The following is a 13,055-nucleotide window of genomic DNA, read 5'->3' as shown; positions in this document are numbered from 1 at the left end:
ACACCCGGCGGTTCAACGGACGCCCGGATCCTGGTGAGAACGAGTTGGGCCGCTTTTATTGGATTGTGCGGACACCGGAGCGCGTCGGCGGCATGCGCGAGGGTCGGTCCGCCACGAGGAGAGAGAGCCGATGAATCAAGAGGTCATGAACCTTTTCAACCCCCAGGCTCCTGTTCAGACGTTTGATCAGATCAAGATCTCGATCGCGAGCCCGGAAAAGATCCTTTCCTGGTCCTACGGCGAGATCAAGAAGCCCGAGACCATCAACTACCGGACGTTCAAGCCCGAACGCGACGGCTTGTTCTGCGCCCGCATCTTCGGGCCGATCAAGGACTACGAGTGCTTGTGCGGCAAGTACAAGCGCATGAAGTACAAGGGCGTCATCTGCGAGAAGTGCGGCGTCGAGGTCACGCTGTCGCGCGTGCGCCGTGAGCGCATGGGCCACATCGAGCTCGCCGCCCCGGTCGCGCACATCTGGTTCCTGAAGTCGCTGCCGAGCCGCATCGGTCTGCTGCTCGACATGCCGCTCAAGGACCTGGAGCGCATCCTCTACTTCGAAAACTATGTGGTCACCGAGCCCGCGCTCACCCCGCTGAAGCTGCACCAGCTGCTCAGCGAGGAGGAGTTCCTGCGCGCCCAGGACGAGTACGGCTCCGACGGCTTCACCGCCATGATTGGCGCCGAGGCGATCCGCGAGCTTCTGATGTCGCTCGACCTCGCCAAGCTCGCCGAGCGCCTGCGCCAGGAGATCGCCGAGTCGACCTCCGAGCTGAAGCCCAAGAAGCTCGCCAAGCGCGTCAACATCATCGAGGCCTTCATCCAGTCCGGCAACAAGCCGGAGTGGATGGTGATGTCGGTGATCCCCGTCATCCCGCCGGACCTGCGCCCGCTGGTTCCGCTGGACGGCGGCCGCTTTGCGACCTCGGACCTCAACGACCTCTACCGCCGCGTCATCAACCGCAACAACCGCCTGAAGCGCCTCATCGAGCTGCGCGCGCCGGACATCATCATCCGGAACGAGAAGCGCATGCTCCAGGAGGCCGTGGACGCGCTGTTCGACAACGGTCGCCGCGGCCGCGTCATCACGGGCGCCAACAAGCGCCCGCTGAAGTCGCTCTCCGACATGCTGAAGGGCAAGCAGGGCCGGTTCCGCCAGAACCTGCTCGGCAAGCGCGTCGACTATTCCGGCCGTTCGGTCATCGTGGTCGGCCCCGAGATGAAGCTGCACCAGTGCGGCCTGCCGAAGAAGATGGCGCTCGAGCTGTTCAAGCCGTTCATCTACTCGCGGCTCGACGCCAAGGGCTATTCCTCGACGGTCAAGCAGGCCAAGAAGCTGGTGGAGAAGGAGCGTCCTGAGGTCTGGGACATCCTGGACGAGGTCATCCGCGAGCATCCGGTCATGCTGAACCGCGCGCCGACGCTCCACCGCCTGGGCATCCAGGCGTTCGAGCCGGTGCTGATCGAAGGCAAGGCGATCCAGCTGCATCCGCTCGTCTGCTCGGCCTTCAACGCCGACTTCGACGGCGATCAGATGGCCGTGCACGTCCCGCTGAGCCTCGAGGCCCAGCTGGAAGCGCGCGTGCTGATGATGTCGACCAACAACATCCTGCACCCGGCCAACGGTTCGCCGATCATCGTTCCGTCGCAGGACATCGTGCTCGGCCTCTACTACCTCTCGATCATGAACGAGGGTGAGCCCGGCGAGAACATGGCCTTCGCGGACATGGGCGAGCTGCAGCACGCGCTCGACACCAAGGTCGTCACGCTGCACACCAAGGTGCGCGGCCGCTTCAAGACCGTGGACAAGGAAGGCAAGCCCGTCTCCAAGATCTACGAGACGACGCCGGGCCGCATGATGATCGGCGAACTGCTGCCGAAGCATCACAACGTGCCGTTCGACGTCTGCAACGACCTGATGACGAAGAAGAAGATCTCCGCGATGATCGATGCCGTCTACCGGCATTGCGGTCAGAAGGAATCGGTCATCTTCTGCGATCGCATCATGGCGCTCGGCTTCCGCGAGGCCTGCCGCGCGGGCATCTCGTTCGGCAAGGACGACATGGTCATCCCCGAGACGAAGCAGAAGCTCGTCGAGGAGACCCGGTCGCTCGTCAACGACTACGAGCAGCAGTACTCCGACGGCCTGATCACCCAGGGCGAAAAGTACAACAAGGTGGTCGACGCCTGGGCCAAGTGCACCGACCGCGTCGCCGACGAGATGATGAAGCGCATCTCGGCGGTCCGGAAGGATGACTCCGGCCGCACCAAGGCGATGAACTCGATCTACATGATGAGCCACTCGGGCGCCCGCGGTTCGCCGGCGCAGATGAAGCAGCTCGCCGGCATGCGCGGCCTGATGGCCAAGCCGTCGGGCGAGATCATCGAGACGCCGATCATCTCGAACTTCAAGGAAGGCCTCTCCGTTCTCGAGTACTTCAACTCGACGCACGGCGCCCGCAAGGGTCTGGCCGACACCGCCCTGAAGACCGCCAACTCGGGCTACCTGACCCGTCGTCTCGTCGACGTGGCCCAGGACTGCATCATCACCGAGGTGGACTGCGGCTCCGCCACCGAGGGTCTGCGCATGCAGGCCATCGTGGACGCCGGCCAGGTGGTCGCCACGCTCGGCGCCCGCATCCTCGGCCGCACCGCCGCGGAGGACATCTCCTCCCCGGCGACGGGCGAGGTGATCGTGCCGATCGGCAGCCTGATCGAGGAACGCGACGTCGAGAAGGTCGAGAAGGCCGGCATCCAGTCGGTGAAGATCCGCTCGGTGCTGACCTGCCAGACCAAGGTGGGCGTCTGCGCCAAGTGCTACGGTCGCGACCTCGCGCGCGGCACGCCCGTCAACATGGGCGAAGCCGTGGGCGTCATCGCGGCGCAGTCGATCGGCGAGCCGGGCACCCAGCTCACCATGCGCACGTTCCACATCGGCGGCACGGCACAGGTGGTCGACCAGTCGTTCATCGAGTCCAACTTCGAAGGCACCATCCGCCTCCGGAACCGGAACGTGGTGCGCGACAGCGACGGCAAGCTCATCGCCATGGGCCGCAACCTTGCGGTCGTGGTGGTGGACGAGGCCGGCAACGAGCGCTCGACGCACCGCGTTACCTACGGTGCACGCCTGCATGTCGACGACGGCGACAAGATCCGCCGCGGCCAGCGCATCGCCGAGTGGGACCCCTACACCCGCCCGGTGCTGACCGAAGTGGAAGGCGTCGTCGGGACCGAGGACCTGGTGGAAGGCGCCTCCGTGTCGGAGACGACCGACGAGGCGACCGGCATCACCAAGCGCGTCGTCATCGATTGGCGCGGTTCGGCCCGGACGTCGGACCTCAAGCCCGCGATCGTCGTGAAGGGAGCGGACGGCAAGATCCTGAAGCTCGCTCGCGGCGGCGATGCCCGCTACCTGCTGTCGGTCGACTCGATCCTTTCGGTCGAGCCCGGTTCGACGGTGCGGGCCGGCGACGTGCTGGCGCGTATTCCGCTGGAAAGCGCTAAGACCCGCGACATCACGGGCGGTCTGCCGCGCGTGGCGGAGCTGTTCGAGGCTCGTCGTCCGAAGGATCACGCCATCATCGCCGAGATCGACGGCACGATCCGCTTCGGCCGCGACTACAAGAACAAGCGTCGCGTCATCATCGAGCCGCACGACGCCAGCCTGGAGCCGCGCGAGTACCTGATCCCCAAGGGCAAGCACTTCCACCTGCAGGAAGGCGACGTGGTGGAGAAGGGCGACTACATCGTCGACGGCAACCCGGCGCCGCATGACATCCTGGCGATCAAGGGCGTGGAGGCACTCGCGGCCTACCTCGTCAACGAGATCCAGGAGGTCTACCGGCTCCAGGGCGTGGTGATCAACGACAAGCACATCGAGGTGATCGTTCGCCAGATGCTGCAGAAGGTCGAAGTCACCGAGGGCGGCGAGACCGACCTCATGGGCGGCGACCAGGTCGATCGGATCGAGTTCGACGAGATCAACGCCAAGGTGGTCGAGGAGGGCAAGAAGCCCGCCGTCGCCCACCCCGTGCTGCTCGGCATCACCAAGGCGTCGCTGCAGACCCGGTCCTTCATCTCGGCCGCGTCCTTCCAGGAGACCACCCGCGTCCTCACCGAGGCGGCGGTCAACGGCAAGGTCGACACGCTGGAAGGCCTCAAGGAGAACGTCATCGTCGGCCGCCTGATCCCGGCGGGTACCGGCGGGATGATGACCAAGATCCGTCAGGTCGCCACGCGCCGCGACGAGCTCATCCTCGAGGAGCGCCGCAAGGACGCCCTCGGCGAGGGTGGTCAGGTGCCGGTCGGCGAGCTGCTCGGCTCCGAGGCGATCACGCCGGCGGAGTGATCCGCTCCGCATCGATAGGGAAGGGGCCGCGGTGGCAACGCCGCGGCCCCTCCTTTTCGTTCAGGGTCCGAAGCGGATCACGCGTCCGGCGCGACGGCCCGGCGGTAGAGATGCCAGGTGGTGTGCCCGAGAATGGGCAGCGTGATCGCAAGTCCGAGAAAGATCGGCACGGCTGACAGGATCAGCGCGGCGACCACGATCACCGCCCACCCGATCATCGGGACAGGACTGGTGACCACCGTCTTCACGCTGGTGATCATGGCGGTGACGACGTCCGTATCCCGGTCGAGCAGCAGAGGGAACCAGACGACCGTCAAAGAGAAGACGAAGATGGAGAGCGCCGCGCCGATCACATGGCCGACCGCCAGGAACATCCAGCCGTCGAAGGTGGTGAAGACGACGGTGATGAAGCCGGGCAGGGTGGTGAAAGACTGCCCGCCGAGGAACAGCGCCATCAGCAGGCGCACCTGGTACATCCAGATCAGGAAGATGAAGAGCGTGATGAAGGCCATGCCGGCGAGCTGCTTGCCGCTCTGGGCATAGGCTGCGCCCAGAACAGGGCCCCAGCCGAGCGGCAGCCCCGTCTCCAGCCGCCGGCTGACCTCGTAGAGGCCCACCGCGACGAATGGCCCGAGCAGCGCGAACCCGGCCGCCAGCGGGTAGGCGAGCCAAGGCATGTGTAGGGACGTGACCGCCAGCACCAGGAGAATGCCGCCGGCGGCGTAGAGCCCACCGAAGAACAGCCCGTACTGTGGCGCCCGCCGGAAGTCCTCCGCCCCGGCCAGCAGCGCCGCGCGGATATCCTCGGTACCGAGCATCCGGACGGTGGGCATGCGATAGGGTGTCGTCTCGCTCGCGTCCGTCATCGGTTTCCCCCTTCGCTGACAGCGACTGAACCGATTGAACCATCGGGCTGATCGATCCTGCAAGCCGCTCGTCCCCTGGTACGTATTGGACCGGGTCGTCCTGTCGGCCGGACCGAGCCGCGGGAATCGACTTCGATCCCACCAGTCCAACGAATCTTCGCCACCGGCGGATTCGGCCCTCCGTCTCGGCGTAGCCCGCCGACGGAGGAGCGCGTTGGGGGTTCGGCGCAAGAAAATGTCGCTGTCGGGGGTGGAGACGAGCCTCTACGCTCCCGATCTGAGCCCTGCGGCGGCGGAATGGCGGGAATGCCGGGTTTTTCTCCCATCGCCCTTGACGGGAGGGGGTTACCCGAGTACAAACCGCGCCACTGAGCGGATAGGTCCGTAAGGGTTCGCGCGTCCAGCACGCCAAGTGCGAGACGGAAAACCCTTAAACACTATCCCCGTTCCGATGGTGAAAGCAGTTGCACGCACGATCGGCGCCCTTACGGGTGTTGATCCTCTGCTTCCCGCAGCGCCGTCCGTGGTCCGACCACGGTTTCGGTGCGCTTCGTTTTGTGCGGACGAAGCCGGTTGGGGGTGGAAAACGGACTGGAGCGCCTGTTTGGCCGAGGCCGGCGGGCTCCGTGAGTGAAGAACGAAGGTTCCGGTGGCGCCGAATTCGAAGCCGGGACCGAAGAAGATTGAAGGGCTGAGGATGCCGACGATCAACCAGCTGATCCGCAACTCGCGGAAGGCCCCGCCGAAGCGGAACAAGGTGCCGGCCATGGAGGCCTGCCCGCAGAAGCGTGGCGTGTGCACCCGCGTGTACACCACGACCCCGAAGAAGCCGAACTCGGCGCTTCGCAAGGTCGCCAAGGTCCGCCTGACGAATGGTTTCGAAGTCATCGGCTACATCCCGGGCGAGGGTCACAACCTTCAGGAGCACTCCGTGGTCATGATCCGCGGCGGCCGCGTGAAGGACCTTCCGGGCGTCCGCTACCACATCCTGCGCGGTGTCCTCGACACCCAGGGCGTGAAGAACCGCAAGCAGCGCCGTTCGCTCTACGGTGCCAAGCGTCCGAAGTGATCCGCCGCAAGGCAGGGTCCGCGGACTAACCAGTTTCAAGTCGGAGACGCAGTCGAATGTCCCGTCGTCACAGTGCAGAGAAGCGCGAGATCAACCCCGATCCGAAGTTCGGTGACCTCGTCGTTTCGAAGTTCATGAACTCGATCATGAAGCAGGGCAAGAAGTCGGTCGCCGAGGCGATCGTCTACGGCGCCCTCGATCAGGTCGAGAACCGCATCAAGCAGAACCCGCTGCAGGTCTTCCATCAGGCGCTTCACAACGTGATGCCGCAGATCGAGGTCCGCTCGCGGCGTGTTGGTGGTGCGACCTACCAGGTCCCGGTCGAGGTCCGCACCGAGCGCCGCCAGGCGCTGGCGATCCGCTGGCTCATCACGGCCGCCCGCGGCCGCAACGAGAAGACCATGGTCGACCGCCTGTCGGGCGAACTGCTCGACGCCTCCAACAACCGCGGCACCGCCGTGAAGAAGCGTGAAGACACGCACCGGATGGCGGAAGCCAACCGCGCCTTCTCGCACTATCGCTGGTAATCGCCTCAAAGGCGGGGATGACGACCATGGCTCGCAGCCACAAAATCGAAGACTACCGCAACTTCGGCATCATGGCCCACATCGATGCCGGCAAGACGACGACGACCGAGCGTATCCTCTACTACTCGGGCAAGTCGCATAAGATCGGCGAAGTCCACGACGGCGCTGCGACCATGGACTACATGGAGCAGGAGCAGGAGCGCGGCATCACGATCACGTCCGCCGCGACCACGACCTTCTGGAACGGCAAGCGCCTGAACATCATCGACACCCCGGGCCACGTCGACTTCACCATCGAGGTGGAGCGCTCGCTCCGCGTGCTCGACGGCGCCGTCTGCGTGCTGGACTCCAACCAGGGCGTCGAGCCGCAGACCGAGACCGTGTGGCGCCAGGGCGACAAGTACAAGGTCCCCCGGATCGTCTTCTGCAACAAGATGGACAAGACCGGCGCGGACTTCGACAACTGCCTGCGCGACATCAAGGTCCGCCTCGGCGCGCGTCCGGTTCCGATCCAGCTGCCGATCGGTTCGGAGAACAACTTCAAGGGCATCATCGACCTGGTCCGCATGAAGGCGGTGATCTGGGAAGACGAGTCGCTCGGCGCCAAGTTCCACGACGAGGACATCCCGGCCGACCTGCTCGAGCGTGCTGAAGAAGCCCGCGCGGAGCTGATCGAAGCCGCCGTCGAGCTCGACGACACCGCCATGGAAGCCTATCTCGAAGGCAACATGCCGGACGAGGCGACCCTGAAGTCGCTGATCCGCAAGGCGGTCCGCACTTCGGCCTGGTTCCCGGTGCTCGCCGGTTCGGCCTTCAAGAACAAGGGCGTCCAGACGCTGCTCGACGCGGTTGTCGACTACCTGCCGTCGCCGGTCGAAGTGCCGCCGACCAAGGGCATTGACGTCAAGACCGAGCAGGAGATCGTTCGCGAGTCGTCCGACAGCGAGCCGCTCTCGATGCTGGCCTTCAAGATCATCGAAGACCCCTTCGGCATCCTGACCTTCGCCCGCATCTACTCCGGCACCCTGCAGAAGGGCGTCACCCTCCTCAACTCCACCAAGGAGAAGAAGGAGCGCATCGGCCGCATGGTCCTGATGCACGCCAACTCCCGCGAGGACATCGATGAAGCCTTCGCCGGCGACATCGTGGCCTTCGTCGGCCTCAAGGAGACCCGTACGGGCGACACGCTCTGCGATCCCCTGAAGCCGGTGATCCTGGAGAAGATGGAATTCCCCGATCCCGTCATCGAGATGGCCGTTGAGGCCGCCACGAAGTCGGACCAGGAGAAGCTCGGCGTCGCGCTGCAGAAGCTCGCCTCCGAGGACCCGTCCTTCCGCGTCTCCACCGACCAGGAGTCGGGCCAGACGATCATCAAGGGCATGGGCGAGCTTCACCTCGACATCAAGATCGACATCCTTCGTCGTGCTCCGCACAACATCAAGGTCAACGTCGGCGCCCCCCAGGTCGCCTACCGCGAAACGATCCGCAAGAAGACCGAGATCGACTACACCCACAAGAAGCAGACCGGTGGTACCGGCCAGTTCGCCCGGGTGAAGTTCGTCGTCGAGCCGAACGAGATCGGCGCCGGCTTCCTGTTCGAGAACAAGATCATCGGCGGCGTGGTGCCCAAGGAATACGTTCCGGGCGTCGAAAAGGGCCTGAACTCGGTCATGACCTCCGGTCCGATCGCCGGCTTCCCGGTGGTGGACGTCAAGGTCCAGCTGATCGACGGCGCCTACCACGAGGTGGACTCCTCCGCGATCGCCTTCGAAATCGCCTCTCGCGCCGCGCTGCGCGAAGCCATCGAGAAGGCATCCCCGGCTCTGCTCGAGCCGGTGATGAAGGTGGAGTGCGTCTCGCCGGAGGAGTACGTCGGTTCTGTGATCGGCGACCTCAACTCCCGGCGCGGCCAGATCCAGGGCCAGGACATGCGCGGCAACGCCAATGTCATCACGGCCTTCGTCCCGCTCGCCAACATGTTCGGCTACGTGAACCAGCTCCGTTCGATGAGCCAGGGCCGCGCCAGCTACACCATGCAGTTCGACCACTATGAGCAGGTGCCTGCCGCCGTCGCTCAGGAAGTCCAGGCCAAGTACGCCGGAACCTGACGCCGCCGACTTGAGACGCCGCTTTAAAGAATCGATGGAGAGATCCAATGGCCAAGGAAAAATTCTCGCGGACGAAGCCGCACTGCAACATCGGCACGATCGGTCACGTGGACCACGGCAAGACGTCGCTGACGGCGGCGATCACCAAGGTTCTCGCGGAGACGGGCGGGGCGACGTTCAAGGCGTATGACCAGATCGACGCCGCGCCTGAAGAGAAGGCGCGCGGCATCACGATCAACACGGCGCACGTGGAGTACGAGACGCAGAACCGTCACTACGCCCACGTGGACTGCCCGGGCCACGCCGACTACGTGAAGAACATGATCACCGGTGCCGCGCAGATGGACGGCGCGATCCTGGTGTGCTCGGCCGCCGACGGCCCGATGCCGCAGACGCGCGAGCACATCCTGCTCGCCCGCCAGGTCGGCGTTCCGGCGATCGTGGTGTTCCTGAACAAGTGCGACATGGTCGACGATCCGGAGCTCCTGGAGCTGGTCGAGCTGGAGGTTCGCGAGCTCCTGTCGAGCTACGACTTCCCCGGCGACGACATTCCGATCGTCAAGGGCTCGGCTCTTGCGGCGCTGGAAGACAGCAACCGCGAGCTCGGCCACGACGCGATCCTGGAGCTGATGCGGGCGGTCGACGAGTACATCCCGCAGCCCGAGCGTCCGATCGACCAGCCGTTCCTGATGCCGATCGAGGACGTGTTCTCGATCTCCGGCCGCGGCACGGTGGTGACCGGCCGCGTCGAGCGCGGCATCGTCAAGGTGGGCGAGGAAGTCGAGATCGTGGGCATCCGCCCGACGACCAAGACGACCATCACGGGCGTGGAGATGTTCCGCAAGCTGCTCGACCAGGGCCAGGCTGGCGACAACATCGGCGCGCTGCTTCGCGGCACCAAGCGCGAGGACGTTGAGCGCGGCCAGGTTCTGTGCAAGCCGGGTTCGGTGACGCCGCACACGACCTTCAAGGCCGAGGCCTACATCCTGACCAAGGAGGAGGGTGGCCGTCACACGCCGTTCTTCACCAACTACCGCCCGCAGTTCTACTTCCGCACCACGGACGTGACCGGCGTCTGCACGCTGCCGGAAGGCACCGAGATGGTGATGCCCGGCGACAACGTCTCGATGACCGTCAAGCTCATCGTGCCGATCGCCATGGAAGAGAAGCTCCGCTTCGCCATTCGCGAGGGCGGCCGCACGGTTGGTGCGGGCGTCGTGGCGTCCATCATCGAGTAACACGGCCATCGGACGGGTGACGTCCGGGGCATGATCCATCAGGACGTGCACCCGTCTACCGAGGTTTGAAGACAATGAACGGCCAGAATATCCGTATCCGGCTCAAAGCGTTCGACCATCGAATCCTCGATGCCTCGACGCGCGAGATCGTCAACACGGCGAAGCGCACCGGCGCTCAGGTTCGTGGACCCGTTCCGCTCCCCACGCGGATCGAGAAGTACACCGTCAACCGTTCGCCGCACATCGACAAGAAGAGCCGCGAGCAGTTCGAGATGCGCACCCACAAGCGCCTCCTCGACATCATCGATCCGACCCCGCAGACCGTTGACGCGCTGATGAAGCTCGATCTGGCGGCCGGCGTGGACGTCGAGATCAAGCTCTGATCGAAGGGCCGGGGTAGAGAGATCACCATGCGCTCAGGTGTCATCGCACAGAAGGTCGGCATGACTCGCATCTATAACGATGCGGGCGAGCACGTCCCCGTGACGGTTCTCAAGCTTGAGAACTGCCAGGTCGTCGCTCAGCGGACCGAAGAAAAGAACGGCTATACCGCCCTCCAGCTCGGAGCCGGTACGGTCAAGGTCAAGAACGTCTCGAAGGCGCAGCGCGGGCACTTTGCCGTGGCGCAGGTCGAGCCCAAGCGTGAGATCGCCGAGTTCCGCGTCTCGCCGGAGAACATGATCGAGGTGGGCGCCGAGCTCACCGCCGACCACTTCGTTCCCGGCCAGTTCGTGGACGTCACCGGTACGTCGATCGGCAAGGGCTTCGCCGGTGTCATGAAGCGCTACAACTTCGCCGGCGGCCGCGCGACGCACGGCAACTCGCTGTCGCACCGTGTCCACGGTTCGACCGGTCAGCGCCAGGATCCGGGCAAGGTCTTCAAGAACAAGAAGATGGCCGGCCACATGGGCGACGAGCGGGTGACCACCCAGAACCTCAAGATCGTCCGCACCGACGTGGAGCGCGGTCTGATCCTGGTCGAGGGTGCGGTTCCGGGCGCCAAGGGCGGCTGGATCCTGGTCCGCGACGCGGTCAAGAAGAAGCTTCCGGACGGCGTGCCGACCCCGGGCAAGTTCCGCAAGGCCGGTGGCGAAGTCGCCGTAGCGGCGGAGGCAGGTGAGTGATGGACATCGAAGTCAAGACCCTCGACGGCACCTCTGCCGGCACGGTCGCGCTCGCCGACGAGATCTTCGGTCTCGAGCCGCGCGCCGACATCCTTCAGCGCGTCGTTCGCTGGCAGTTGGCCAAGCGTCAGGCAGGGACCCACAAGACCCTGACCCGGACCGAGATCAACAAGACCGGCAAGAAGATGTACCGCCAGAAGGGCACCGGCGGCGCCCGCCACGGCAACAAGGCGGCCCCGCAGTTCCGCGGCGGCGGCAAGGCCTTCGGTCCGGTGGTGCGCAGCCACGCGCATGATCTTCCCAAGAAGGTCCGCGCGCTCGGCCTGAAGCTCGCCCTTTCGGCCAAGGCCAAGGGCGCCAACATCATCGTGCTCGACGAGGCGATTGCCTCGGAGGCCAAGACGAAGCTGCTCAAGGGCAAGCTCGCCGCTCTCGGCCTCACCAACGCGCTGATCGTGGACGGCGCGGCTCCGCAGGAGGCTTTCCGCCTCGCGGCCCGCAACATCCCCGAGATCGACGTGCTGCCGATCCAGGGCATCAACGTCTACGACATCCTGCGTCGCGAGACGCTGGTGCTCACCAAGGCGGCGGTGTCGGCGCTCGAGGAGCGGTTCAAATGAGCAACCTGAAGCACTACGACATCATCCGCCGCCCGGTGATCACCGAAAAGGCGACCATCCAGGCGGAAAACAACAAGGTGGTCTTCGACGTTGCCAAGACCGCGACCAAGCCCGAGATCAAGGCTGCCGTCGAGCAGCTCTTCTCGGTCAAGGTCAAGAGCGTCAACACGCTCGTGCGTAAAGGCAAGACGAAGCGCTTTCGCGGCACGCTCGGCACACAGTCGGACGTGAAGAAGGCGATCGTGACCCTCGAAGAGGGCCATTCGATCGACGTCACGACGGGCCTCTGATAGGGCGGCAGGACGACAATGGCACTGAAGAACTTCAAGCCGACGACCCCGGGCCAGCGCCAGCTGGTCCTTGTCGATCGCAGCGAGCTCTACAAGGGCGGCCCCGTCAAGACTCTGACGGTCGGCCTGAACAAGAGCGGCGGCCGCAACAACCTGGGCCGCGTCACCGCATTCAACCGCGGCGGCGGACACAAGCGTTCCTATCGCATCGTCGACTTCAAGCGTCGCAAGCTTGACGTCGCCGGCACGGTGGAACGCCTGGAGTACGATCCCAACCGCACGGCGTTCATCGCGCTCATCCGCTATGCGGACGACGAGCTCGCCTACATCCTGGCTCCGCAGCGCCTCAGCGTCGGCGACCAGGTGATCGCGTCGGCCCAGGCCGACGTGAAGCCGGGCAACGCGATGCCGCTGTCGGCCATCCCGGTCGGCACGCTGATCCACAATGTGGAGCTGAAGCCGGGCAAGGGTGGGCAGATCGCCCGCTCCGCCGGGTCCTACGCCCAGCTCGTGGGCCGCGACCAGGGGTATGCGATCGTTCGCCTGAACTCGGGCGAACAGCGCAAGATCCTCGGCACCTGCTTCGCCACGATCGGCGCGGTGTCCAACCCGGACCACGCGAACATCTCGATCGGCAAGGCCGGCCGCAACCGCTGGCTCGGCAAGCGTCCTTCGGTTCGCGGCGTCGCCATGAACCCGATCGACCACCCGCACGGTGGTGGTGAGGGTCGCACCTCGGGCGGCCGTCATCCGGTCACCCCGTGGGGCAAGCCGACCAAGGGCAAGAAGACCCGGTCCAACAAGTCGACCGACAAGTTCATCGTGCGCAGCCGTCACGCGCGCAAGAAGACCAGCTAAGGGAGAACGA

At 65.1% G+C, this 13,055-nt stretch carries 11 protein-coding genes; 10 read left to right on the top strand and 1 reads right to left on the bottom strand.

All coding sequences use genetic code 11. The annotated features are described in order from the left end of the window. The first annotated feature begins 130 nt into the window (after positions 1 to 130). Positions 131 to 4,345 (top strand): DNA-directed RNA polymerase subunit beta', encoded by a 4,215-nt coding sequence (gene rpoC, locus HZ321_RS09070; protein ID WP_181701971.1) that lies wholly within the window; start codon positions 131 to 133, stop codon positions 4,343 to 4,345. Between the two features lie 77 nt (positions 4,346 to 4,422). Here the strand turns inward: rpoC and HZ321_RS09065 are convergent, their stop codons facing one another. Next, complete coding sequence (locus HZ321_RS09065; RefSeq protein ID WP_425305385.1) at positions 4,423 to 5,211, bottom strand: DUF2189 domain-containing protein; 789 nt, start codon at positions 5,209 to 5,211, stop codon at positions 4,423 to 4,425. 697 nt (positions 5,212 to 5,908) lie between these two features. Here HZ321_RS09065 and rpsL point away from each other — a divergent pair. The 9 genes from rpsL (at position 5,909) to rplB (ending at position 13,045) form a co-directional block, all read left to right on the top strand. Next, positions 5,909 to 6,280: a 30S ribosomal protein S12 gene (rpsL, locus tag HZ321_RS09060; RefSeq protein ID WP_181701970.1), complete on the top strand. Its 372-nt coding sequence runs from the start codon at positions 5,909 to 5,911 to the stop codon at positions 6,278 to 6,280. A gap of 56 nt (positions 6,281 to 6,336) precedes the next feature. After that, the gene (gene rpsG / locus HZ321_RS09055) at positions 6,337 to 6,807 is read left to right on the top strand and encodes a 30S ribosomal protein S7 (protein WP_181701969.1); all 471 of its coding nucleotides are present in this window, start codon (positions 6,337 to 6,339) and stop codon (positions 6,805 to 6,807) included. A gap of 26 nt (positions 6,808 to 6,833) precedes the next feature. Further along, positions 6,834 to 8,915: an elongation factor G gene (gene fusA / locus HZ321_RS09050; RefSeq protein WP_181701968.1), complete on the top strand. Its 2,082-nt coding sequence runs from the start codon at positions 6,834 to 6,836 to the stop codon at positions 8,913 to 8,915. 47 nt (positions 8,916 to 8,962) lie between these two features. After that, positions 8,963 to 10,153 carry an elongation factor Tu gene (tuf, locus tag HZ321_RS09045; RefSeq protein WP_181701967.1) on the top strand — a complete coding sequence of 397 codons (1,191 nt, stop codon included), beginning with the start codon at positions 8,963 to 8,965 and terminating at the stop codon, positions 10,151 to 10,153. Positions 10,154 to 10,227: 74 nt separating this feature from the next. After that, positions 10,228 to 10,536 carry a 30S ribosomal protein S10 gene (rpsJ, locus tag HZ321_RS09040; protein WP_181701966.1) on the top strand — a complete coding sequence of 103 codons (309 nt, stop codon included), beginning with the start codon at positions 10,228 to 10,230 and terminating at the stop codon, positions 10,534 to 10,536. A gap of 27 nt (positions 10,537 to 10,563) precedes the next feature. Beyond that, complete coding sequence (rplC, locus tag HZ321_RS09035) at positions 10,564 to 11,277, top strand: 50S ribosomal protein L3 (protein WP_181701965.1); 714 nt, start codon at positions 10,564 to 10,566, stop codon at positions 11,275 to 11,277. After that, a complete protein-coding gene (gene rplD / locus HZ321_RS09030; protein WP_181701964.1) occupies positions 11,277 to 11,897 on the top strand; it encodes a 50S ribosomal protein L4 in 621 nt (206 codons plus the stop codon). The genes rplC and rplD overlap by 1 nt, the downstream gene beginning before the upstream one ends. After that, a complete protein-coding gene (locus tag HZ321_RS09025) occupies positions 11,894 to 12,187 on the top strand; it encodes a 50S ribosomal protein L23 (protein WP_181701963.1) in 294 nt (97 codons plus the stop codon). Before rplD ends, HZ321_RS09025 begins: the two co-directional genes overlap by 4 nt. An 18-nt stretch (positions 12,188 to 12,205) precedes the next feature. Continuing rightward, positions 12,206 to 13,045 carry a 50S ribosomal protein L2 gene (rplB, locus tag HZ321_RS09020; RefSeq protein WP_181701962.1) on the top strand — a complete coding sequence of 280 codons (840 nt, stop codon included), beginning with the start codon at positions 12,206 to 12,208 and terminating at the stop codon, positions 13,043 to 13,045. The last annotated feature ends 10 nt before the right edge of the window (positions 13,046 to 13,055 follow it).

The organism is Chthonobacter albigriseus, from assembly GCF_013839445.1.
In the GTDB taxonomy this organism is placed as follows: domain Bacteria; phylum Pseudomonadota; class Alphaproteobacteria; order Rhizobiales; family Pleomorphomonadaceae; genus Chthonobacter; species Chthonobacter albigriseus.
The sequence above is the reverse complement of the archived record's forward strand: the minus strand, read 5'-3'. Positions and strand labels throughout refer to the sequence as shown.